The organism is Marinobacter sp. RI1, from assembly GCF_041155085.1.
Taxonomy (GTDB): domain Bacteria; phylum Pseudomonadota; class Gammaproteobacteria; order Pseudomonadales; family Oleiphilaceae; genus Marinobacter; species Marinobacter nauticus.
Window position 1 is genome coordinate 501536 of sequence record NZ_AP031605.1, and the last position, 20953, is coordinate 522488.

Consider the following 20953-nt stretch of genomic DNA (forward strand, 5'->3'; position numbering starts at 1 on the left):
CTCAGAGTACATACACGAACACAAACAGGCCCAGCCAGACCACATCCACAAAATGCCAGTACCAGGCTGCCGCTTCAAAGCCGAAATGATTATCGGCGGTGAAATGGCCCTTGATGATCCGGACCAGCATGATGGCGAGCATCAAAGTACCCAGCATCACATGCGCCCCGTGGAAACCCGTTAACATAAAGAACGTGCTGCCATAGATGCCGGACTTCAGGGTCAGGTCCAGGTCCTGATAGGCGTGCATGTACTCGTAGCCCTGAACGAACATGAACACCACCGCCAGCGCAATGGTGGCTCCCAGCCACAGCTTCACCTTGGCCCGGTTACCCGCTTTCAGGGCATGGTGGGCAATGGTCACCGTGAACGACGAGGTTACCAGCAGGATGGTGTTGATCAGCGGCAGGCCCCAGGGCCCGATCACTTCCTTCGGGCCCGGGTAGGCCTCAGGGTTAGGGTTGTTGACCAGAGGCCAACTGGCCTGAAAGCCTTCCCACAGCATGTTGCTACTGCCTTTATCACCCTCGCCCCCCAGCCAGGGCACCACGAACATCCGAACGTAGAAGAGCGCACCGAAGAAAGCCGCAAAAAACATGACTTCCGAGAAAATGAACCAGCTCATCCCCCAGCGGAAAGAGCGGTCCATCTGGTCGCTGTATAGTCCGGCCCGGCTCTCGCGGATAACGCTGCCGAACCAGCCGAACAGCATGTACGCCATGATCAGCGCGCCAATCCAGAACATGATCCAGGAACCGGTGGTGCTTTCACCCTGGTTGCCGTTCACCATGATGGCTGCCGCGCCATACAGGGTGACCCCCAGGCCAACGGTAGCGACAATGGGCCACTTGCTCTGTTCGGGAACGTAGTAGGTCTGGTGATCCGCCATAGCTGTCTCCGATGGCTTAGCCGTTATTGTTGGTTGTTTTTGCTGCCCCGGCGGCACCCGATACCTCGGCCTTCTGGCTCTGGTCGTAAAGGGTGTAGGACAGTGTCAGCTTGGTGATGTGTTCCGGCAGTTCCGGATCCACGATAAACACCAGAGGCATTTCTGTGCTTTCGCCGGCTTCCAGGGGCTGCTGGTTGAAACAGAAACACTCGGTCTTGTGGAAGTACAGGGTGCCCTCAGCCGGGGACAGGCTGGGAACTGCCTGTCCGACCATGGCCTGGTCGCTGCCGTTTTCGGCGTAGAAATTGACGGTCACCGGCTCACCGGGATGCACCTTGATGCTGCGGGTCACCGGCCGGAATTCCCAGGACATACCCGGGCCATTACTGGCCAGGAACTGGACCGTTACGGTGCGGTTGGCATCCACCTGGTTGGTGACCTGCGCTTCGTACCGGCCGCCGGTCTTGCCGTTGATACCGGTGATTTCGCAGAACACGTCGTACAGGGGCACCAGGGCAAAGCCGAAGGCAAACATACCGACCACGCCGGCCATGCACCAGGCAATCACCCGACCGTTGCTGCGTTTGCCGTGTTGTGGCTCTGCCATGGCGACCTCCCGGTTATTTCACTTCCGGCGGTGTCGAGAAAGTGTGATAGGGCGCCGGCGAGGGCACCGTCCATTCCAGCCCTTCGGCACCATCCCAGGGTTTGGCGGCGGCCTTCTCGCCCCCTCGCACACACTTCACCACGATGAACAGGAACAGCAACTGACTGACGCCGAACATAAAAGCCCCGATGCTCGATACCATGTTGAAGTCAGCAAACTGCAGCGCGTAGTCCGGAATCCGCCGGGGCATGCCCGCCAGCCCCAGGAAATGCATGGGGAAGAAAGCCAGGTTCATGCCGATGAACGACAGCCAGAAGTGGGTCTTGGCCAGGGTTTCGTCGTACATGTGGCCGGTCCACTTGGGCAGCCAGAAGTAGGCGGAAGCGAAGATGCCGAAGATGGCACCGGGCACCAGCACATAATGGAAATGCGCGACCACAAAGTAGGTATCGTGGTATTGGAAGTCCGCAGGCGCGATGGCCAGCATCAGCCCGGAGAAACCACCGATAGTGAACAGAATGATAAAGGCCACGGCAAACAGCATGGGCGCCTCGAAACTCAGGGAGCCCCGGAACATGGTGGTGACCCAGTTGAACACCTTCACCCCGGTGGGCACGGCAATCAGCATGGTGGCGTACATGAAGAACAACTGCCCGGCCAGTGGAATACCCACGGTAAACATATGGTGCGCCCAGACCACGAACGACAACAGGGCAATGGCACCCACCGCATACACCATGGAGGCATAGCCAAACAGCGGCTTGCGGGAGAAGGCCGCAACAATGTGGGAGATGGCCCCGAACGCCGGCAGGATCATGATGTACACCTCCGGATGCCCAAAGAACCAGAACACATGCTGGAACAGCACCGGATCGCCACCACCGGAGGCATCAAAGAAGCTGGTACCGAAGTTGATGTCCATCAGCATCATGGTCACCACACCGGCCAGTACCGGCATGACCGCAATCAGCAGGAACGCGGTGATCAGCCAGGTCCAGACGAACAGGGGCATTTTCATCAGGGTCATGCCCGGTGCCCGCATGTTCAGAATGGTGGCAATGACGTTGATGGCGCCCATGATCGAAGACACCCCCATGATATGCACCGCAAAGATAAAGAACGTGGTACTGGGCGGCCCGTAGGTGGTGGACAGCGGCGCATAGAAGGTCCAGCCGAAGTTGGGGGCGCCGCCCTGCATGAACAGGGTGGAGACCAGAATCAGGAAGGCGCAGGGTAGCAGCCAGAAACTCCAGTTATTCATGCGCGGCAGTGCCATGTCCGGCGCGCCGATCATCAAGGGCAGCATCCAGTTGGCTAACCCGACAAAAGCCGGCATGACCGCCCCGAACACCATGATCAGACCGTGCATGGTGGTCATCTGGTTAAAGAACTCCGGCTGCACAATCTGCAGGCCGGGCTGGAACAGTTCGGCCCGGATGACCATGGCCATGCTGCCGCCGAGCAGGAACATGGCAAAACTGAACATCAGGTACATGGACCCGATGTCTTTGTGGTTTGTGGTCAGCAGCCAGCGGCTGATGCCTTTGGCCGGGCCGTGGTGATGTTCCTGGCTGTGGGTATCTGCAACCGCACTCATGAAAACCCCCGTTACCGCCTTCTGATGTGGCTGGTGATTGTTGTTATCTGGCGTTGATTACTGCTGGTTCTTGTAATCAAAAATTTCCTTGGGCGTGACCATATCGCCGGTGTTGTTACCCCAGGCATTACGCTCATAGGTAATCACCGCGGCCAGGTCAACTTCGCTCAGCTGGTTGCCGAACGCCTGCATCGCCGTCCCGGACTTGCCGTTCACCACAATGTCGATGTGAGCCGTCATATCCCCGGTCGCAATCGGGCTACCCTTGAGCGCGGGGAACGCCGGGGGGGCCCCGCTGCCATCCGCCTGGTGGCAGGCCGCACAGGCTGTGGCATAAGCCTTCTCACCACGCGCCATCAATTCTTCCAGAGTCCAGTCTTTCTGGGTCAGCTGGCGTTCTTTCTCGGCTGCCTCGCGCTGCTCCGCCACCCAGGCGTTGTATTCCTCTTCCGGCACCGCCTCGACCACCACCGGCATGAAGCCGTGGTCCTTGCCACACAGCTCGGTGCACTGGCCACGGTAAATGCCCGGCTCATCCACCCGGGTCCAGGTTTCATTGATAAAACCGGGGATGGCATCTTTCTTCACGCCAAACTCCGGCACCCACCAGGAGTGGATTACATCATTGGCGGTCAACAGAAAACGCACTTTCTTGCCGACTGGAATCACCAGCGGGTTGTCCACTTCCAGGAGGTAGTTTTCACCCTTGGCCTGGCGGTTCTCGATCTGGTCCCGGGGTGTGGACAGGCTGGAGAAATAACCGAAATCTTCATTGATGTACTCATACTGCCAGCGCCACTGATAGCCGGTAATCTTGATATCCACTTCGGATTCGGTGGTGTCGTACATCTCCACCAGCGTTGCCGTGGCGGGAATGGCCATGGCCACGAGAATGGCAAAGGGAATAATGGTCCAGAGAATTTCGACCACCGTGTTCTCATGGAAATTGGCCGGTTTGGCGCCCTGGGATTTGCGATGGGCGAAAATGGACCAGAACATGACCCCGAACACCACCACACCGATGGCGACGCAGATCCAGAGAATGGTCATGTGAAGGCTGAAAATCTGATTACTGGTGCCGGTTACACCGGGCGTCATGTTCATGGTCCAGTCGGCCACGACCACAGCCGGTGACAACAGACCAGCGGCTAGGGCTACTGCCCGCTTGGCATGCACGCGCATACTGTGTCTCCACAGAGTGTTATTCTTGTCGGATTTTGCGTCATCCCTCCGAAATTTACCGATGGCACTCGCAACCGTCGGAAATCCCCGAGTGAAAGCCTGCTTATGGATACATCAAAATTGAGTATAGACACAGATCAAAAAAAGACTAAAAAATCCTTAAATCCAAATAAGATAAGTGCAGAGTTTTGAGAAGCATAAAGAATAAGCAGCGTGCGCCCGGCATCATTGACCGACGCCTGTGGGCACTGGCCTGGCCACTGATGCTGACCAATCTCACCGTGCCCCTGCTGGGCCTGGTGGACACCGCCGTGCTCGGCCATCTGCACAGTCCGGAATACCTGGGCGCGGTTGCCGTGGGCGCCAACCTGTTCAGCATCCTGTACTGGACTTTCGGTTTCATGCGCATGGGCACCACCGGACTGGCGGCGCAGGCCTGGGGCAAACGGGATGCCTTTGCTCAGGTCGCGCTGCTATTACGTTCAATCCTGCTGGCCATCGGCATCGGGCTATTACTGATCCTGTTTCACCAACCGTTGATCCGAATCGGTCTGAAGCTGATGAATCCCAGCCCTGAGGTGGCCGCTCTGGCCGCAGAATACGCGGCTATCCGTATCTGGAGTGCGCCCGCGGTGCTGTGCCAGTACACCCTGGTGGGCTGGCTGATCGGTACCCAGTTCCCCCGCGGCCCCATGGTGATGCTGATCATCGCCAACGGCATCAACATTGTGCTGGACGTGTTCTTCGTTACGGTACTGGGCTGGAACAGCCGGGGCGTGGCCATGGCCACCGTGATGGCCGAATACGGTGCTGCCCTGATCGGGTTTGCCATCGTGCTTCGGAGGATGCCCGAAGGCCAGCGACTGACCCGCGCGCTGTTCGGACAGTTGGCAGACTACCTGACCATTCTGCAGGTGAACCGTTACATCATGGTTCGCACCATTGCCCTGCTGCTGGTACTGGCGTTTTTCACCGCTCAGGGTGCCCGGCAGGGGGATATCATCCTGGCCGCCAACGCCGTGCTGATCACCTTTTTGCTGGTGATTTCCAATGCCCTGGACGGATTCGCCAATGCTGCCGAAGCTTTGGTGGGTGAGGCCATTGGCCAGAACAGCCGGCGCCGGTTCCGCATGGTCTTCCTGAGCGCCCTGCGCTGGTCGATCTGGGGTGCGTTGCTGCTGACCGTTGCGTTCGTGCTCGGCGGCCGCTGGCTAATCAGCCTGCTGACCGGTCTGGAGGAGGTGCGAACTACCGCCTGGCAATACCTGCCCTGGCTCTGGCTGCTGCCATTTGCCTCGGTCTGGGGTTTTCTGCTTGACGGTGTGTTCATCGGCGCCACCCGCACCCGGGAAATGCAGAACACCATGCTGTTTTCAGCGCTGGCTGTGTTTCTGCCGGTCTGGTGGCTGACCACCGGGTGGGGCAACCACGGGCTCTGGTTTGCGCTCATTACGCTGATGCTGGCGCGAGCCGGAAGCATGGGCTGGTTGTGCTGGCGCTATACCCGCGAGGACCGGTGGTTTGATGCCCGCTGAAGCCTGCTATACACACCGTAACCGTTAAATTTGCCAGTACAGGCAGCAAGGCAACAAATCTTGGCTACACTAGTCAGAAACGGCAGGCATGTTGCGGTAGCCAGCCCCTGCTTTCCTGCCTCCGGTTACTCCTTGATAGAACGGGAGGCGCCTTGCGACCTCACATTGTTCAGACTTCGGCATCTCCTGAAATGACACCACAGGCCGTCCTTGAAATCATCGATCAGGCAAGGCGCCAGGAAGCACGATCCGGCGCCTTCTTACGCCAGATGAAAGAGAAAGCTGCCCGGCTGCCGGGTTCGGTGGTGGTGGATGGCTATCAACCGGCAACGTCCCTGTTCCAGTTCGCGGTGGAATACATTGAAATGGCGCCCAGGCTGGTGGAATGTGTTGACGCCTGTGCCCGGGAAGCCGGCATAACCGAACTGTTCCAACCCTTCATTGATGCCGCTACCCGCTACTTCACCCAGCCCTCAGTACTGCTGGTGCGCTACGATGGCCTGGACGGGCTGCTCATACGCGCCTACCTGTGCCACCGGTTGATGGAAGAAATGCACGATAACAACCGCTCTACCCGCGCCAGCGAACTGATTGACCTGGAAGCCACCCGGGCCAACCTCTTGGTGCACGAGCTCATTGGTGAACCCTTCGCCAATGAGCTGGACGATGCCATTACCGTTACCGTACTCCAGATTGCCGGCACCCCGGATTATTACGACCTGGACCTGGAACCCTTCATCGACCAGGTCAATAACCAGGCCTGGGACTGGATGCGACAGTACTGGGAAAACCTGCTGGAGCGGAACCACATCCGCTTCGCCCTCGGGCCGTCGTGCTGAGTTTAATAACAACACGTCACTGAATTGCCTCCGGAAAAACAGTATTCTTGCCCTCCCGAACAACACTGAGGAGGCCAAACGTGCTGGATAATGCCGATCTGGGAAAACTGATTGTACGGCTGACACTGGGCGGGTTACTGCTGTTCCACGGCATCGCCAAACTGCTCAATGGCATTGGCTTTATCGAAGGCCAGCTGGCCAGCCATGGCCTGCCCACGATCCTGGCCTACGGCGTCTATATCGGGGAAGTGATTGCACCGCTGATGGTGATTCTCGGATACCAGACCCGGATTGGCGCCCTGATCATTGTCTTCAACATGATCGTCGCCATCGCCCTGGTGCATGGCCATCAGCTGTTGACCCTGAGCAGCAATGGCGGCTGGGCGCTGGAACTTCAGGGCTTCTTCCTGTTCACCGCACTGGCGCTGATTTTCCTGGGGCCGGGTCGGTACAAGCTCAAGAACTGAGGTCAGCCGGTGGTGGGAGCAACCGCTTTCGGGTGCCAGACCACCACCCGATTGCGCCCATCAGACTTGGCGGCATAGAGCGCCTCATCGGCGCGGCGAATCAGTTCCTGACAATCGGATTGCCGGTTGGGGGTCAGTGTCGCCACACCGAGACTGATGGTCAGGCTGACCGGCGACATGTGCTCGCCGCTGTTGACCGGCGTTCGGGCGACCGACAGCCGCATCCGTTCCGCCACTTGCTGCGCGCCGGCCACATCTGTGGTAGGCAGCAGAATGGCGAACTCCTCACCGCCGTAACGAGCCACCAGGTCTCCAGAGCGCTGGACTTCATCGGACAGAATTGCGGCCAGCGCCACCAGGCAATCGTCTCCCACCAGATGGCCGAAGCGGTCGTTCACCTGCTTGAAGTGGTCAATATCCAGCAGAATCAGGCTCAGTTCATGCTCGTGACGCAACGCCCGGTTCCACTCGGTTTCCAGTTTCTCATCAAACCGGCGCCGGTTGGCGACGTGAGTCAGGCCGTCGGTCAGGCTGATGGCCCGTAACTGCTCGTTTGCCTGCTCCAGTTCCTCGGTACGTTCCCGAACCCGGGATTCCAGGGTCAGGTTGGCCTGGCGCTGAACGTCCAGGGCATGCTCCTGGGCCTGTTGCCGGCGCCGGCGCTCCATGTTGATCCGGTAGGCCAGGGCAAACGACAGCAGAATCACCTCAACCGCCACCCCGGCCTGGGGCGCCAGCTCGGTAAACGGACTGCGCGGAATCCAGCCCAGCTTGCTGACCGCCAGCACCAGATGCCCCAGCAGCAAGGGCGTCCAGGCAAGTACATAAAAGCCGCCCAGGATCTGGCCCCTGCGCCAGACATTGATACCAATGAGCCAGGCCACAGGGGTCGCGAACGCAGCCAGGCTACTTATCCAGATAATACCCACCTGGTAAGAGCCAACGAAACCGTAGATCAGGCCCAACAGATTGACCGCCAGTAGTGTCTGGAGGACCCGATAACCCCAGCGCGAGTAACTCTTGACCAACAGGAATTTCATGGTAAAAACGATGGCCGCAATCAGCGCGGCACTGACCACGGGCACAGTGAAGTAACGGTTGATCCACGGCACGTCTGGCCAGAACCACTGGAACAGCAGGCCATTGAAGTTGAGCTGCACAGCACCGGAACAGACAACCGTCAGCACATACCAGAGGTAGGTCTGGTGGCGGACAATCAGGAACAGAAACAGGTTATACAGGGCCAGGGCGACCACGATCCCCAGGAACATGGTCTGCCAGCCATAGGAAATCTGTTCGTTAGCAAGAAATTCGGCGGACGGTGTGACCGCGACGGGAACCTGAACGGAGCCCTGGGTCTGCACACGAATCCAGGCGGTGACCGGCTCGGTATTGGACGGCACCAGAAAGACGAAATTGCGGTGCACAATTGGCCGGCTGTCGAACGGCCGGGTATCCCCGGTGTGATGGGATTCGATAATCCGGCCATCCAGTTCCCAATACACCGACACTTCATCGAGCAGGGGATAACCCACTTCCAGAACCCGGTTGGCGGGTTGCGCCGGTACCCGTACCTGCAACCAGAATTCGTCGTCACTGAATCCCCGGTTCAGGGTCTGGCCGGCGGGAACCGTCTGCCACTGGTCAGGGCCGATGGCGCGGACCGCCTCGACATCCCTGGCCCCCTGAGGTACCGACAACCATTGGAAGGATACCGGCTCGGCATGGGCAGCATTGAAGGCCAAGCACAGCAGCAAGGTAAGGAATATGCCTGTTCTGCGGGAAATGCGCCCGTTCATTATTGTCTGTAATTTCCGGCCCGAGGTGCTTGAACTACACTGTTGTGTTCTGATGGGAAACACCATAACCAACCGTGCTTCACAAACAGTGTAGACGGATATCCCGCTCAAGTCCGACGAAATTAAGGGGTAAAGCCCCGCTACCACCAGAGAGGAAGACATGCCCGAACGCAGACACACGGTTCAGCCCGGCCGCTACCGGCACTACAAAGGCAAGGACTACGACGTGATCGGCGTGGCCCGCCACAGCGAAACCGAAGAGCCGCTGGTGGTCTATCGCTGCCTGTACGGCGACCATAGTCTATGGGTTCGCCCGCTCCCCATGTTTCTGGAAACCGTCGATGTGGCCGGCGAACAGGTTCCCCGTTTCATGCGGGTTGAGGACGAGTAACGGTTACACAACCGTTTTGACTGCGGCGGCCATTTCCTGCACATTAGCGCACTTTTCGTGCGGCCGGCGCCCAAAAGGTGTCGGTATTCCCTGGATTCCTACCCGGAGTTTGCCATGAATGCCGTAGTTGCCGCGGTACTGATCATGCTCGTACTGAGCCTGTGCCGCATTCACGTTGTTGTTGCCCTGATCATCGGCGCCATTTCCGGTGGCCTGGTGGCAGGCATGTCCCTTGAAGATACCATCAATGCCTTCAATACCGGCCTGGGCGGTGGTGCCACCGTGGCCTTGTCCTATGCCACCCTGGGTGCGTTTGCCGTCGCCATCGGCAAATCCGGTCTGGCCCATGCCCTGGCCGACAAGGCACTGGCCATGGTCGGCCGGCAGGATGAAGGGGGCGCTGCCACCGGCATCCGGTTCATGATCATCGGCCTGCTGCTGGCCATTGCCATGTCATCCCAGAATATCCTGCCGATTCACATCGCCTTCATTCCGCTGGTGGTGCCGCCACTGCTGTACGTGATGGCGAAACTGCACATGGATCGCCGGCTGGTGGCCTGCGTGCTGACCTTCGGCCTGATCACGCCCTACATGTTCCTGCCGGTAGGCTTCGGCGGCATCTATCTGAACGAAATCCTGCTGGCCAACGTGGCCGACAACGGGGTAGACGCCAGCAACCTGAACGTCATGTCTGCCATGGCGCTGCCGGCACTGGGCATGCTCCTTGGCCTGCTGGTTGCGGTCTTCTTCAGCTACCGGGGCGGTCGCGGCTATGACCTCAAGCGTATCGAACAGACCGAGCGTGTGGATGTGAAATACAGCCCCAGAACGCTGGTGATGGCGCTGGTCGCCATTGCCGTAGCGTTCGTGGTGCAACTCTGGCTGGGCTCCATGATCCTGGGCGCCCTGGCCGGCTTCGTGCTTTTCAATGTCTCTGGCGTAGTGAAGTGGAAAGAAGCCGACGACCTGTTCACAGAAGGCATGAAAATGCTGGCCATGATCGGCTTCATCATGATTGCCGCCAACGGCTTTGCGGAAGTCATGCGGGAAACCGGCGAAATCGCCACTCTGGTGGAAGGTTCGGTCGCCGCCATAGGCGAGAACAAGGCGCTGGCAGCATTGCTGATGCTGGTGGTGGGCCTGTTGATTACCATGGGCATCGGGTCATCATTCTCCACCATCCCCATTATCGCCGCCCTGTATGTGCCACTGGCCCTGCAACTGGGCTTCAGCCCCTTGGCCATCGTAGCCCTGGTGGGCACGGCGGGTGCTCTGGGCGATGCCGGCTCTCCGGCATCAGACTCCACCCTTGGCCCCACCGCCGGCCTGAATGTGGATGGCCAGCACAACCACATCTGGGATACCGTGGTGCCCACGTTCCTGCACTACAACCTGCCACTGCTGGCCTTCGGCTGGCTGGCCGCCATGGTGCTCTGAGGCACCGGCAACACCCTCGGTTTGCCGCCGGCCAAAGACGGCCAGGCAAGCCGGGGGATCAGTCTTCTGAACCGGACTTGAAGAACACCACCTGTTTTACCGTGTGATCATCCTTGTTGTCGCGCTTGTTCACCCGGGTCTCGATCTCCGGTGCCGCCGGCTGCTCCTGATCGGACATGGCATCGGTAAACCCGCATGCCACGCATTCGCGCACCTGCTCACCGTGGTCATCGGTAAACATCATGATCTTGTCCATCTCCGCACAACGGGGACAGACAGCGCCGGCGATAAAGCGTTTCGGACTCGCCATAATTCAACTCCAGATAAGTCACCCGATGGCCAGTACGACCACCGGGCGTGTTTGTATCAGGCCGCTTCGTCCGTAATGCCGGTCTGCTTCAGCAAGGCATCCACCTCGGGCTCCCGGCCCCGGAACGCCTTGAACAGCTCCATGGGCTCCTGCGAGCCGCCTTTCTCCAGAATGTTGTGCAGGAAGGCCTTGCCGGTTTCCGGATCAAAAATACCATTCTCCTCAAACAGCGAGAACGCATCGGCCGCCAGCACTTCCGCCCACTTGTAGCTGTAATAGCCCGCCGCGTAGCCCCCGGCGAAAATGTGGGAGAAAGCATTCGGAAAACGATTGAACTCCGGCGCCTGAACCACGGCAATCTCTTCCCGCACTGTCCGGTGCATGTCGAGCGGATTGGTCGGCGCCTGCTCGCCGAATTCCGCGTGCAACCGGAAATCGAACAGCGAGAACTCCAGCTGCCGCACCATGGCCATCCCGGACTGGAAGTTCTTGGCCGCCAACAGTTTCTGCAGCAGATCTTCCGGCAGCGGTTCTCCGGTTTCATGGTGACTGGCAATCAGCGCCAGCGACTCCGGATTCCAGCACCAGTTCTCCAGGAACTGGCTGGGCAACTCCACCGCATCCCAGGCCACACCGTTAATACCCGACACATCCATCACCTCGACCTGGGTCAGCATGTGATGCAGACCATGACCGAATTCGTGGAACAGGGTGGTGACTTCGTCGTGAGTCAGCAATGCCGGCTTGCCGTCCACCGGTGGCGTGAAGTTGCAGGTCAGGAACGCCACTGGCAACTGCAACCGGCCGCGCAAATCGCGCCAGCGCACCCGGCAGTCCGCCATCCAGGCACCACCGCGTTTGCCCTGGCGGGCATAGAGATCCAGGTAGAACCAGGCAATCGGCTCGCCGTGGCGACTGATACAGTAGGCTTGGGCATTCTCGTGCCAGGTTTCCACCTCCGGATGGGCTTCGATCTGAACATCAAACAGCTTCTCTGTCACCCGGAACAGGCCCGGCACTACCTTGTCCACCGGGAACCAGGGGCGCAGGGTTTCCGGAGAAATGTCATAACGCTTCTGGCGCAGCTTCTCGCTGAAATAACCCACATCCCAGGCCTGAAGATCCTCGACGCCGTATTCGTCTTTCACAAAAGCCTTCAGCTCGGCGAACTCCTTCTCCGCCTGGGGCTTGGATTTCGCCGCCAACTGATTCAGGAACTCCATCACCTCATCGACACTGCGGGCCATCTTGGTGGCCAACGAACGCTCGGCGTAGTTGTCGAATCCGAGCAACTGGGCGAGGGCATGGCGACGCTTGAGAATCTCAGCCATCACCGGGGTATTATCCCACTTCGCCGCATCCGGGCCCTGATCTGACGCCCGGGTCACAAACGCCTCGTACACTTCCCGGCGCAGGCTGCGGTTGTCACCGTAGGTCATCACCGGATAGAAACTGGGGAAATCCAGGGTAATCACATAACCGTCCAGCTCCTTCTGCCGGGCCGCCTGCCTGGCGCCTTCAATGGCCGTTTCGGGCAGACCGGACAGCTCGTCCACATCGGTGATGTGTTTGTACCAGTGCTGGGTGGCGTCCAGCACGTTATCGCTGAACTTGTTGGACAGTTCCGCCAGCTCCCGGGACAGTTCCGCGTAACGCTTTTTCTTGTCCTCGGGCAGATCCACACCACCGAGCCGGAAATCCCGCAGGATGTTGTCGATGGACTTGCGCTGGGATTCGCTCAGATTGTGGAAATCATCGCGGGCGGCCAGTTTTTTATAGGCCTCACACAAGACACTGTTCTGGCTGACTTCGGTACTGTATTCAGTCAGTTTTTCCAGGCAGTTCTTGTACACTTTGCGCAGGTCATCGTTGTTCATGACACCGTTCAGGTGGGAGATCACCGACCAGGCATTGCTTAGCTTGTTTTCCAGCTCCTGCATGGGCTGAGCCAGAGTTTCCCAACTGGGATCCTCCTGCTGGGCCAGCGTCTGGATCTTCATCCGGTTCTCGCTGAGAATCTGGTCTATGGCCGTTTCCATGTGCTCGGTACGGATATGGCCGAACTTCGGCAACAGATCGTCAGTCAGTAGCGGGTTATTCATAGGTCCCCTTCTCAGCTGTTCGTTTATGAGATAGCTTGCACCAACTTACGGGGTGCCGGTGGGGGATGGCTTTCAGAAACTGTGTGGAGCCAGGGATGGCGGAACTCAAGCGTCACAGGGGCTCCGCCGAGCGTTTATGAAGCGAAGCTTCATGCGACCGCTGAGCGACCGCAATCTGTGATTGCGGGCCGGACTCCGCAGGAGTGCCGAAGGAGCGTGTTTCTGAAAGCCATCCCCCACCGGCACCTTGCACCGCACTTGGACAGCATTGAGGTATATGTAATGGCGAATGTACGAACTCACAAGGGTATCACACCACAATTTGGCGAACGCACCTGGGTAGACGACAGCGCCGTGGTCATCGGAGATGTACAAATGGGGGAGGATTGCTCGGTCTGGCCCATGACCGTAATCCGAGGCGACATGCACAAGATCCGAATCGGCGACCGTTGCAGCATCCAGGACGGCTCGGTGCTCCACATCACCCACGCCAGCGACTACAACCCCGGCGGCTGGCCGCTGATCCTGGGCGACGACGTGACCGTTGGCCACAAAGCCCTTTTGCATGGCTGCACCATTGGCAGCCGGGTTCTGGTCGGCATGGGCTGTACCGTGATGGACGGCGCCGTGGTGGAAGATGAAGTCATTATCGGCGCCGGCACCCTGGTACCGCCAGGCAAACGCCTGGAATCCGGCTACCTGTACGTGGGCTCCCCGTGCAAGCAGGCCCGGGCCCTGAGCGACAAGGAAAAAACGTTCTTCAAATACACTGCCGCCAACTATGTCAAACTGAAAGACGAATACCTGAATCCCTCAGAATAAAAAGCAGCGACAAGGCAGCCTTGCCGGGAATCAGTTCCCGGCCGCTGCCTTTTTTTGTGCGCCGGCGTTTTCCAGGACGCGGGCATACTCTGCACTACGCCGGTGAAGAGCAACCCGATCCAGAATGGTTGCTCCGTGTTCGTCTTCAGCATTCAGGTCACGACCGGCCTCAACAAAAAAGCTGATAAAGCGCTCGAAGTCTTCGGCCCGCATAGATTCATAAGCCCGACTCAGCACGAAATAATCGGCATTGATGCTTCGGTCCCAGGGGGTCAGGTCGAGATAGCTCTTTACCCGCTCGTCACTCCATTCCTCACCAATGACTTTCGGTTTGTCCGGTCCGCTCATGCTGGCATCTCCTGCTGTGTGCAATTCAGGGCGCACAGTATAAGGCTTTGAATGGGCAGAGGTTATATGAATCCACTATGAGTATCTGCGCTGCGAGCATAAGGCGGGTGGTACATACCGGCGTCTCAGGGCAGGATTTCCACCGGCAGGTCTGCGGTGGGCACTTCATCACTGCATTCGGGGTTACGGATGGCGATTTCCACCCGGCGATTGATAGCGCGGTTTTCCGGGCTGGTGTTGGGGGCCAGTGGCCGGGTCTCGGCACGGCCCGCGGCAACGACCCGCTCGGCGGGGATATCCCGGTTGAGTACCAGTTCATGCACCACCGAGACCGCCCGGGCAGCAGACAGGTCCCAGTTTGAGCGGTACTGACTGCTGGAAATCGGTCGATCGTCGGAATGCCCGGAAACCACCACATCCCCGCTACAGGCGGACAGGACGCTCACCACACGCTCGATGATCGGGATCATTTCCGGCTTGATGGTGGCGTCGCCAGAGCGGAAGGTCGCTTCCTCCGAGAACCGGATAACCACCTGATCCTCGTCGTAGTTCACATGCAGGGTTTCGGAAGCCACTTCCTCTTCCAGTTCCCGAACCAGACGCCCGGCCAGGTCCAGCACACCGCCGGGTATCTGCCGGGTTTCCGAGCGCTCGGTACGCTCATCAATAAACTCAGGTTGTTGTTGCAACGACTCCGACGGTTCGGGCAGCGAGACGGTATCCGATTCAACCAGGGTAATAGGGGAGCCACCCACGTCCTCCGCCACCACGTTGCTGGAGCCAAAGGCCAGCGACATGGAGTTGGCCATGGCCCGGTACTTTTCCACATCCATTTCGGCGAAGGACAGCAGCAGAATAAAAAACGTCAGCAGCAATGTGGCCAGATCGGCAAACGTCACGATCCAGTCCGGGGTGCCTTTCTTGCCCCGGTTCTTTTTCAGTGGCCGTGCCGGTTGCAAACCTCAGGCCTCCCGCTCGGGTTCGAGGTTGGTGCGGTGTTCCGGAGACACGTAGGAAGACAACAGTTCGGTCATAACCCTGGGGTTTTCACCGCGCATGATGCTCTTGATGGAGGTAATGATCAGCATCTGGTTGCGGGCATCGTCTTCCGCCTTCAGCTGCAGCTTGTCGGCCAGGGGTAACGCCATCAGCTGGGCAATGAATGCGCCGTACAGGGTGGTCAGCAGGGCAATGGCCATGGCCGGACCAATGGAGGAGGGATCATCAAGGGTATTGAGCATCTGCACCAGCCCCACCAGTGTACCCAGCATGCCGATGGCCGGTGCCGATTCGCCAATGCCGCGGAACACCCGTTCCGCCACTTCGTAGCGTTCGGCGGTCTGCTGGCTGTCCTGCAACAGGGCCTCTTCCACCAGTTCCGGCGGGTGGCCATCGACACAGAGGTTGATGGCTTTCTGCAGGAACTCGTCCTTGGTGTCATGGTTCTCCAGACCCAGAATGCCCTCCTTGCGAACCACCCGGGCCAGCACGCCCACTTCCCGAATCAGTTCCGCCGGGCGGGCCAGCTTGTCCGTAAAGGCCGCGCGGAATGCGAGCCGGAAAGCACTCAGCACTGAGGGCATGCGGAATTTGATCAGGGTTACGGCAAACGTACCCCCGAGTACAATGGCCAGGCCAGGCAGGTTCAGAAAGGTAAGTACGGTTGCATTCGCCAACATGGCGAGCAACACAATCAGGGTTCCGGCTAGCAACCCGACAAGCGTAAGAATATCCATAACTGACCCTTATCGACGGCTCGGCTGCATCGCCTGCCTCAGTCTGTTCTCAGTTCCTCGATGACGGCCGAGGTTTCCGGGCGTACGCCCCGCCACACGAAAAAAGCTTCGGCAGCCTGTTCCACCAACATGCCCAGACCATCAAACACGCGTACGGCGCCATGATCCAGGGCCCACTGGTTAAACGTGGTGGTCTGCAGAGAATACATCATGTCGTAGACCACGGTATCTGCGCCGATCACATCTGCCGTAATGGCTGGCAAATCGCCCTTCAGGCTGGCGCTGGTGCCGTTGATCACCAGATCAAACGGTCCTTCGACCTGCTCAAAACCACAGGCCGAGAGTTCAATGCCACTGTGTTCCCGGCCGAACAGTCGGGCCAGCGCTTCGGCTCTGGCGACAGTACGATTGGCCACAACCACACTGGCGGGCTGCTCGTCCAGCAGAGGCCCGAGCACACCGCGCACCGCACCACCAGCGCCCAGCACCAGCACACGCGCGCCCTTCAGAGGCACGCCATGGTTGTCCCGGAGGTCGCGAACAATACCCACACCATCTGTGTTATCGGCCACCAGCTGGTCTTCTTGATCCAGATAGAGAGTATTGGCGGCACCTGCCAGCTCGGCCCGGTGAGTCCGGTGCTCAGCCAGGGTCCAGGCCTGTTCCTTGAACGGCACCGTAATGTTCAGACCCTTGCCGCCGTGGTCAAAGAAGTGATGAACGGTGCCGGCGAAATCCTCCAGCGGCGCCTGAATCGCGGTGTATTCCACAGCCTCACCGGTCTGTTGGGCAAACAGGCTGTGGATACGGGGTGATTTGCTGTGGCTGATGGGGTTGCCCACCACGGCGTACAGATCGTTAGTCATTACGTTCCTCCAACCAGTCACGGCCGGTCAGAAAATACTCGGTCAGCCGGGCTTCCTCAGTGCCTGGCTCCGGACGGCGGTCGTAATCCCAGCGCACCAACGGGGGCAGGGACATCAGGATAGACTCGGTCCGGCCGCCCGACTGCAGTCCAAACAGCGTGCCCCGGTCGTACACCAGGTTAAACTCGACATAGCGGCCCCGGCGGTAGAGCTGGAATTCCCGCTCCCGTTCCCCCCAGGGCTGATCCATACGCCGGCGCACAATCGGCTCGTAGGCCTCAATGTAACTGTCGCCCACGGCCTGCATAAAGGCAAAGTCACGGTCGAAATCACCGGTGTTGTAGTCATCGAAGAACAGCCCGCCAACGCCCCGTGGCTCCTGCCGGTGTTTGAGGTAGAAATAGTCGTCGCACCAGCGCTTGTAGTCCGCGTAGACGGAGTCACCGAATGGCTGGCAGGCTGCCTTTGCGGTGCGGTGCCAGTGCACGCAGTCTTCCTCAAATCCGTAATAGGGCGTGAGGTCATAGCCACCACCGAACCAGTACACCGGAGCGCTGTCCTCCGGCGTAGCGATGAAAAAGCGCACGTTGGCATGAGACGTGGGCACGTATGGATTGTTCGGATGAATCACCAGCGATACCCCCATGGCCTGCCAGGGTGCGCCCGCCAGGTGAGGGCGGTGAGCCGTGGCAGACGCTGGCATGGTCTCGCCCATCACGTGGGAAAAGTTAACGCCGCCCTTCTCGATAACACCACCGTCGGCCAGTACGCGGCTGATACCGCCACCGCCTTCCGGCCGCTGCCAACTGTCACGGATAAACGATGCCTGGCCATCGACCGCTTCCAGCCGCTGACAAATGCGCTCCTGAAGACCGATGAGGTAGTCCTTGACGGCCTGGATATCCGGCTGCTGTGACATGAATTCTCCTAGCGAAACTGTTGACCGGTAACAATATCAATAATGCGACTGGGCTTGCGATTGCCGCCCAGCGCACCGGGGACAATACGATCTATGCGGTCGCCGAAATAGCGCCGCACCTGCCAGATGGCACGGGCTGGCTGACGCCCCGCCGGATTGCATGAGGTACTGACCAGCGGCATACCCGTCGCCTCACACAAGGCCCGCACCACCGGATGATCACTGACCCGAACGGCGATGGAACTGTGTTTGCCGCGGACCCACTCCGGCACCTGCTGGTTTACGTCCGGCAACAGACAGGTGACCGGCCCTGGCCAGTGGCGCAGAGCCTCGCTCTGAACGGCGTCGGGCAACGGATCCAGCAGGAAACGCACCTGTTCAACCGAGGCTGCCACCAGTATCACGCCCTTCTCCATGGGTCGCCGCTTGAGCTCAAGGATGTATTCGACCGCCTCCCGGTTCCAGGGATCGCACCCCAGTCCCCACACCGCTTCCGTGGGATAGGCGATTACTCCGCCTGCCAGTACCGTCTGGCGGGCAAGAGCCAGTTGAAGAAAACTCGGAGAAGATGTATTCGCCATCAGATATCGGCGCCCTCATGCAGAACAATGAACAAGGTCCCGACCGGTGCGCTGATAACCACCCGGGCAGGCATGGGCGAGGCCCTCAAGCTCCAGGATCAGTAGCGACTGCAGCAACTGATCCGCGGGCAAACCCGTGGCAAGGCTCAGTGCATCGGTAGACTGCGGATCATACCCCAAAGCCTCGAATACCGCGATTTCCCGGCTGTCCAGAAACGACAGGTCTGACGAATTCTCCGTTGCTTCCGGTTCTGCGGGCTGCGCCTGCATGGACCACCAGGTACCCAGTTCCTCCATCACGTCGTTGGCGGTCTCCACCAGCCGGGCGCCCTGGCGAATCAGTTGGTGACAGCCCCGGGCCACCGGGCTGTGCACCGAACCGGGAATGGCAAACACCTCCCGCCCCTGCTCGAGGGCGGTTCGAGCGGTAATCAGTGAACCGCTCCGGAGGCTGGCCTCCACCACCAGCACGCCCCGGGCGAGGCCACTGATAATGCGGTTACGCTGGGGGAAATAGGCGGCCCTGGCCTGGGTGCCCGGCGGGTACTCAGAAACAATCAAACCGTTCTCAATGATGCGGTGAGCCAGGTTACGATGTTGGGCCGGATACAACCGGTCGAGACCACAACCCACCACCGCCAGTGTCGGATAGCCAGCATCCAGGGCGCCGGCGTGGGCTGCACCATCTATTCCCAGGGCCAGACCACTGGTGATCAGCAGCCCTCGCCGGCTGAGTTCGGCAGAAAACTGGCGGGCATGGTCCAGCCCCGCCCGGGTGGCGTTGCGACTGCCGACCACGCCCAGTTGGTCCCGTTGCAATAACTCAACATTACCCAGCGTATAGAGCACCAGAGGGGCATTGTGGATATGGCGCAGGCATTCCGGGTAGGGCGCCTGGCCCTGTCCGAGCACGCCAATACCCCGTTCCCGACATTGGCGATAGATATCCAGTGCCCGGGCAATGACGCCCTGGCTGAGATCACCCGCCTGCCAGGCGACAATCGCCTCCACGGCATCGCCGCCAAGCCCCATGGCGCGAAGCGTGGCAGCATTCAGGGGCAGGATATCGGTGAGCGTATCAACAGAACCCAGAATCCGCTCCCTGAGGGGGATTCCGAACCGGGGCAGCAGTGACAGCAGCAGCCACTGGCCTGCCGGTGTTTGCAGAAATTCCTGATCTGACATTTTCTCTTCCTTGAAAACAACAATGGCCGGGCATTCCGGCCCGGCCATGTCTTATTCCTTCAACTCATCAAACGCGCGGCCTCAGGGATTGGTGACCTTGTCACCCACCGAGAGGGGCCGCGTTGCCTGCAGCACCAGACCGTAGCTCATTTTCTCATAGGCCTGGAACACCATCAGCAGGCCAGCCCGCTCAGACGGCAATTCAATGGTTTCGCCGGTGACCGGGTCACGAACCATGTTGCCCGCCTTTAGCACCGCCAGCACATTACCGGGCGCCAGGCCTTCGCGCTCACCACGGTTAATGGCGACCACATCGTACTGACCGATCTGGCTGACACCGCCATCGACAGAAATCATCTTGCCTTCGATCTCACTATCCGGCGAGCTGGGCACGAAGCTGGTGGTCAGCCGGCGATCTTCATTCACCAGTAGCCGGTCGCCAATACGCACTTCCTCACTGGATTTGGTAATGCCTACGGTCAACACATCACCGTTTTCGGCATTAACGTTGCCGCGGGCAATGCTCCGGGCTTCCAGGCCAAGGAACTCGCCAGTGTCCGGATCCACAAATTCCTTACTGCGACGGAAAATACCCACGCGATCGGCCGGCTTCTCGCCGCGAGCGTAAATACGGTCACCGGCACCGGTGATGATGCGGCCGTCCTCACCTTCAAGCACATAGGGCGCACCGTTAATTTCTTCCGGGCTGACAATACGGGTTTCTGTCAGGAAACTGGCGATGGCATCCAGGGGGATGGCCGGTATTGGTGTGTCGATGGCCTCGGAACGAACCTGAGGCGAGAGCTTCACCACATCGCTCGTCGCGACCTTAGTAATCCGGGGCTTGCCATCGATGTACACCAGTGCCAGGCGGTCACCGGGATAGATCAGGTGTGGGTTGGCAACCTGCGGGTTCACGTGCCAGATTTCCGGCCAGTACCACGGGTTGTTCAGGAATCGCGCTGAAATGTCCCAGAGGGTGTCCCCTTTGACGACAGTGTAACGCTCAGGATGATCAGACCTCAGCTCCGGCTGTGCCTGGGCCCAGGAGGTAAACAGCAGCGCAGAGGCTGCCAGAGCGTACAACAGTTTCCTCATTGTTTATGTCCTTGATCGCGTGCCTTGAATCTTTGCGTTCGGTAATGTCGCCGCAGAATCCCCGCAGCATATTACGTTGTTATTCCCGTTACTATAGAAGAAGTCCCGGAATTTGTGATGTTATCTTTTGTTCTTCGAGTGATTTCTGCAGCCATCGAAGCGCATTCGTGAAAGATTTTAACTATTAACTGATCAGTTTGTACTCAATCGGCGAATTATTGGATAATAGGCACCGTCAGGCGG

21 protein-coding genes are annotated in these 20953 nt (G+C 59.2%); 6 read left to right on the forward strand and 15 right to left on the reverse strand.

Going from position 1 to position 20953, the window contains the following annotated elements; translation table 11 throughout:
- Position 1 precedes the first annotated feature (1 nt).
- The 4 genes from ACAM27_RS02260 to coxB are packed head-to-tail and all read right to left on the reverse strand — an operon-like array spanning position 2 to position 4275.
- Positions 2 to 889: a cytochrome c oxidase subunit 3 gene (locus tag ACAM27_RS02260; RefSeq protein WP_278801932.1), complete on the reverse strand. Its 888-nt coding sequence runs from the start codon at positions 887 to 889 to the stop codon at positions 2 to 4.
- Positions 890 to 905: 16 nt separating this feature from the next.
- Complete coding sequence (locus ACAM27_RS02265) at positions 906 to 1496, reverse strand: cytochrome c oxidase assembly protein (protein ID WP_022992666.1); 591 nt, start codon at positions 1494 to 1496, stop codon at positions 906 to 908.
- A 13-nt stretch (positions 1497 to 1509) separates the two neighbouring features.
- Positions 1510 to 3093 (reverse strand): cytochrome c oxidase subunit I, encoded by a 1584-nt coding sequence (ctaD, locus tag ACAM27_RS02270; protein ID WP_011783643.1) that lies wholly within the window; start codon positions 3091 to 3093, stop codon positions 1510 to 1512.
- 57 nt (positions 3094 to 3150) lie between these two features.
- Positions 3151 to 4275 carry a cytochrome c oxidase subunit II gene (gene coxB / locus ACAM27_RS02275; protein ID WP_206854241.1) on the reverse strand — a complete coding sequence of 375 codons (1125 nt, stop codon included), beginning with the start codon at positions 4273 to 4275 and terminating at the stop codon, positions 3151 to 3153.
- A gap of 188 nt (positions 4276 to 4463) precedes the next feature.
- Between coxB and ACAM27_RS02280 the strand changes: the two genes are divergently transcribed.
- The 3 genes from ACAM27_RS02280 to ACAM27_RS02290 all read left to right on the forward strand — a co-directional run bounded on the left by ACAM27_RS02280 (position 4464) and on the right by ACAM27_RS02290 (position 7116).
- Positions 4464 to 5810 (forward strand): MATE family efflux transporter, encoded by a 1347-nt coding sequence (locus ACAM27_RS02280; RefSeq protein WP_014420038.1) that lies wholly within the window; start codon positions 4464 to 4466, stop codon positions 5808 to 5810.
- Positions 5811 to 6001: 191 nt separating this feature from the next.
- Positions 6002 to 6649: a hypothetical protein gene (locus tag ACAM27_RS02285; protein WP_031211724.1), complete on the forward strand. Its 648-nt coding sequence runs from the start codon at positions 6002 to 6004 to the stop codon at positions 6647 to 6649.
- A gap of 80 nt (positions 6650 to 6729) precedes the next feature.
- Positions 6730 to 7116 (forward strand): DoxX family protein, encoded by a 387-nt coding sequence (locus tag ACAM27_RS02290; protein ID WP_014420036.1) that lies wholly within the window; start codon positions 6730 to 6732, stop codon positions 7114 to 7116.
- Positions 7117 to 7118: 2 nt separating this feature from the next.
- Here the strand turns inward: ACAM27_RS02290 and ACAM27_RS02295 are convergent, their stop codons facing one another.
- A complete protein-coding gene (locus ACAM27_RS02295) occupies positions 7119 to 8915 on the reverse strand; it encodes a diguanylate cyclase (protein ID WP_278801918.1) in 1797 nt (598 codons plus the stop codon).
- Between the two features lie 160 nt (positions 8916 to 9075).
- On the opposite strand from ACAM27_RS02295, the gene ACAM27_RS02300 reads away from it, so the two are divergent.
- Together ACAM27_RS02300 and ACAM27_RS02305 are read left to right on the forward strand one after the other, a co-directional pair.
- Positions 9076 to 9306: a DUF1653 domain-containing protein gene (locus ACAM27_RS02300; RefSeq protein WP_011783637.1), complete on the forward strand. Its 231-nt coding sequence runs from the start codon at positions 9076 to 9078 to the stop codon at positions 9304 to 9306.
- Positions 9307 to 9420: 114 nt separating this feature from the next.
- Positions 9421 to 10743 carry a Na+/H+ antiporter family protein gene (locus ACAM27_RS02305; protein ID WP_369612477.1) on the forward strand — a complete coding sequence of 441 codons (1323 nt, stop codon included), beginning with the start codon at positions 9421 to 9423 and terminating at the stop codon, positions 10741 to 10743.
- 58 nt (positions 10744 to 10801) lie between these two features.
- Here ACAM27_RS02305 and ACAM27_RS02310 read toward each other — a convergent pair whose 3' ends face one another.
- Positions 10802 to 11053 (reverse strand): YheV family putative zinc ribbon protein, encoded by a 252-nt coding sequence (locus ACAM27_RS02310; RefSeq protein ID WP_011783635.1) that lies wholly within the window; start codon positions 11051 to 11053, stop codon positions 10802 to 10804.
- A 56-nt stretch (positions 11054 to 11109) separates the two neighbouring features.
- On the reverse strand, positions 11110 to 13155 hold the full coding sequence (prlC, locus tag ACAM27_RS02315) for an oligopeptidase A (RefSeq protein ID WP_369612478.1): 2046 nt from the start codon (positions 13153 to 13155) through the stop codon (positions 11110 to 11112).
- A gap of 282 nt (positions 13156 to 13437) precedes the next feature.
- On the opposite strand from prlC, the gene ACAM27_RS02320 reads away from it, so the two are divergent.
- Positions 13438 to 13977: a gamma carbonic anhydrase family protein gene (locus ACAM27_RS02320; RefSeq protein WP_014420031.1), complete on the forward strand. Its 540-nt coding sequence runs from the start codon at positions 13438 to 13440 to the stop codon at positions 13975 to 13977.
- A 30-nt stretch (positions 13978 to 14007) separates the two neighbouring features.
- Here ACAM27_RS02320 and ACAM27_RS02325 read toward each other — a convergent pair whose 3' ends face one another.
- From ACAM27_RS02325 to ACAM27_RS02360, 8 genes are all read right to left on the reverse strand, one after another.
- A complete protein-coding gene (locus tag ACAM27_RS02325) occupies positions 14008 to 14325 on the reverse strand; it encodes a PA4642 family protein (RefSeq protein WP_011783631.1) in 318 nt (105 codons plus the stop codon).
- A 125-nt stretch (positions 14326 to 14450) separates the two neighbouring features.
- The gene (locus ACAM27_RS02330) at positions 14451 to 15284 is read right to left on the reverse strand and encodes a flagellar motor protein MotB (protein WP_014420029.1); all 834 of its coding nucleotides are present in this window, start codon (positions 15282 to 15284) and stop codon (positions 14451 to 14453) included.
- A gap of 3 nt (positions 15285 to 15287) precedes the next feature.
- Complete coding sequence (locus ACAM27_RS02335) at positions 15288 to 16061, reverse strand: motility protein A (RefSeq protein WP_011783629.1); 774 nt, start codon at positions 16059 to 16061, stop codon at positions 15288 to 15290.
- A 38-nt stretch (positions 16062 to 16099) separates the two neighbouring features.
- Positions 16100 to 16927: a shikimate dehydrogenase gene (gene aroE, locus ACAM27_RS02340; RefSeq protein WP_113879410.1), complete on the reverse strand. Its 828-nt coding sequence runs from the start codon at positions 16925 to 16927 to the stop codon at positions 16100 to 16102.
- The gene (hemF, locus tag ACAM27_RS02345) at positions 16920 to 17846 is read right to left on the reverse strand and encodes an oxygen-dependent coproporphyrinogen oxidase (protein ID WP_011783627.1); all 927 of its coding nucleotides are present in this window, start codon (positions 17844 to 17846) and stop codon (positions 16920 to 16922) included. Before hemF ends, aroE begins: the two co-directional genes overlap by 8 nt.
- An 8-nt stretch (positions 17847 to 17854) precedes the next feature.
- Complete coding sequence (locus ACAM27_RS02350) at positions 17855 to 18427, reverse strand: L-threonylcarbamoyladenylate synthase (protein WP_014420025.1); 573 nt, start codon at positions 18425 to 18427, stop codon at positions 17855 to 17857.
- Positions 18428 to 18442: 15 nt separating this feature from the next.
- Positions 18443 to 19660 (reverse strand): DNA-processing protein DprA, encoded by a 1218-nt coding sequence (dprA, locus tag ACAM27_RS02355; RefSeq protein WP_113879409.1) that lies wholly within the window; start codon positions 19658 to 19660, stop codon positions 18443 to 18445.
- A gap of 33 nt (positions 19661 to 19693) precedes the next feature.
- A complete protein-coding gene (locus ACAM27_RS02360) occupies positions 19694 to 20710 on the reverse strand; it encodes a LysM peptidoglycan-binding domain-containing protein (RefSeq protein ID WP_011783624.1) in 1017 nt (338 codons plus the stop codon).
- Between the last annotated feature and the right edge of the window lie 243 nt (positions 20711 to 20953).

What these genes read in the sequence shown, in the direction of transcription:
- ACAM27_RS02265 (WP_022992666.1), bottom strand. Translation starts at nt 1,496, where the DNA reads ATGGCAGAGCCACAACACGGCAAACGCAGCAACGGTCGGGTGATTGCC.
- ACAM27_RS02350 (WP_014420025.1), bottom strand. Translation starts at nt 18,427, where the DNA reads ATGGCGAATACATCTTCTCCGAGTTTTCTTCAACTGGCTCTTGCCCGC.
- prlC (WP_369612478.1), bottom strand. Translation starts at nt 13,155, where the DNA reads ATGAATAACCCGCTACTGACTGACGATCTGTTGCCGAAGTTCGGCCAT.
- ACAM27_RS02305 (WP_369612477.1), top strand. Translation starts at nt 9,421, where the DNA reads ATGAATGCCGTAGTTGCCGCGGTACTGATCATGCTCGTACTGAGCCTG.
- ACAM27_RS02360 (WP_011783624.1), bottom strand. Translation starts at nt 20,710, where the DNA reads ATGAGGAAACTGTTGTACGCTCTGGCAGCCTCTGCGCTGCTGTTTACC.
- ACAM27_RS02335 (WP_011783629.1), bottom strand. Translation starts at nt 16,061, where the DNA reads ATGGATATTCTTACGCTTGTCGGGTTGCTAGCCGGAACCCTGATTGTG.
- ACAM27_RS02300 (WP_011783637.1), top strand. Translation starts at nt 9,076, where the DNA reads ATGCCCGAACGCAGACACACGGTTCAGCCCGGCCGCTACCGGCACTAC.
- ACAM27_RS02285 (WP_031211724.1), top strand. Translation starts at nt 6,002, where the DNA reads ATGACACCACAGGCCGTCCTTGAAATCATCGATCAGGCAAGGCGCCAG.
- ACAM27_RS02310 (WP_011783635.1), bottom strand. Translation starts at nt 11,053, where the DNA reads ATGGCGAGTCCGAAACGCTTTATCGCCGGCGCTGTCTGTCCCCGTTGT.
- ctaD (WP_011783643.1), bottom strand. Translation starts at nt 3,093, where the DNA reads ATGAGTGCGGTTGCAGATACCCACAGCCAGGAACATCACCACGGCCCG.
- aroE (WP_113879410.1), bottom strand. Translation starts at nt 16,927, where the DNA reads ATGACTAACGATCTGTACGCCGTGGTGGGCAACCCCATCAGCCACAGC.
- coxB (WP_206854241.1), bottom strand. Translation starts at nt 4,275, where the DNA reads ATGCGCGTGCATGCCAAGCGGGCAGTAGCCCTAGCCGCTGGTCTGTTG.
- ACAM27_RS02325 (WP_011783631.1), bottom strand. Translation starts at nt 14,325, where the DNA reads ATGAGCGGACCGGACAAACCGAAAGTCATTGGTGAGGAATGGAGTGAC.
- ACAM27_RS02260 (WP_278801932.1), bottom strand. Translation starts at nt 889, where the DNA reads ATGGCGGATCACCAGACCTACTACGTTCCCGAACAGAGCAAGTGGCCC.
- dprA (WP_113879409.1), bottom strand. Translation starts at nt 19,660, where the DNA reads ATGGCCGGGCCGGAATGCCCGGCCATTGTTGTTTTCAAGGAAGAGAAA.
- ACAM27_RS02320 (WP_014420031.1), top strand. Translation starts at nt 13,438, where the DNA reads ATGGCGAATGTACGAACTCACAAGGGTATCACACCACAATTTGGCGAA.
- hemF (WP_011783627.1), bottom strand. Translation starts at nt 17,846, where the DNA reads ATGTCACAGCAGCCGGATATCCAGGCCGTCAAGGACTACCTCATCGGT.
- ACAM27_RS02295 (WP_278801918.1), bottom strand. Translation starts at nt 8,915, where the DNA reads ATGAACGGGCGCATTTCCCGCAGAACAGGCATATTCCTTACCTTGCTG.